This window comes from Chryseobacterium sp. 2TAF14, from assembly GCF_052115105.1.
GTDB lineage: Bacteria > Bacteroidota > Bacteroidia > Flavobacteriales > Weeksellaceae > Chryseobacterium.
This window is the reverse complement of sequence record NZ_JBFRGA010000357.1, coordinates 1-566: the sequence shown is the minus strand read 5'-3', so window position 1 is coordinate 566 and position 566 is coordinate 1. Positions and strand designations below refer to the sequence as shown.

The 566-nt window shown below is 30.7% G+C and carries 1 protein-coding gene; it reads right to left on the bottom strand.

Going from position 1 to position 566, the window contains the following annotated elements; all coding sequences use genetic code 11:
- Positions 1-97 precede the first annotated feature (97 nt).
- Positions 98-566: T9SS type A sorting domain-containing protein (locus AB4Y90_RS18165; protein WP_441558960.1), on the bottom strand; the 469-nt coding region annotated here is incomplete at its 5' end.

The window sequence follows — 566 nt, the reverse complement described above, 5'->3', positions numbered from 1 at the left end:
ATTTAAAAATGCTTAAAAAAATTTAAGACATTCATAAAAAAATAAAACCCGTTAAGCTTAAATTACTTAACGGGTTTATTATTTTTAAAATTTAATATTATTTATTCAGCATGAGTAATTTTTTAACAATTTTCTCACCCTGTAATTCAACTTCGATCATGTAAGTTCCGCTAGGTACGCCTCTTAAATCAATTTTTTCTAAATGTTCTGAGAAGAAAAGACGGCTTTTCTTAGGAATAACAAGCTTTCCATCCATTGCATAAATGGTATAAGTAAACGGATACGGAGCTTGTGGTACAAGTCTAGGAAAATCTAATTTAATATAAACAATACCGTCATTTGAAGGAACAGGATAAATCATTAAACCATCATAAACAGGAGAAGGTGCAGCACCCGGAGTTCCCGGAGTTGGTGTAGGAGGTATTACAACATCAGAAGAATTAATCGTAAAATTCTGTAAATTAACATTAAAAAAGATATTATTTAATCCTTTTACCATAATTCTGGCGTTGTTAACGGTATTTCCAAGACCACCAGGAACTGTATAATTATAGGTTCCGTTATTA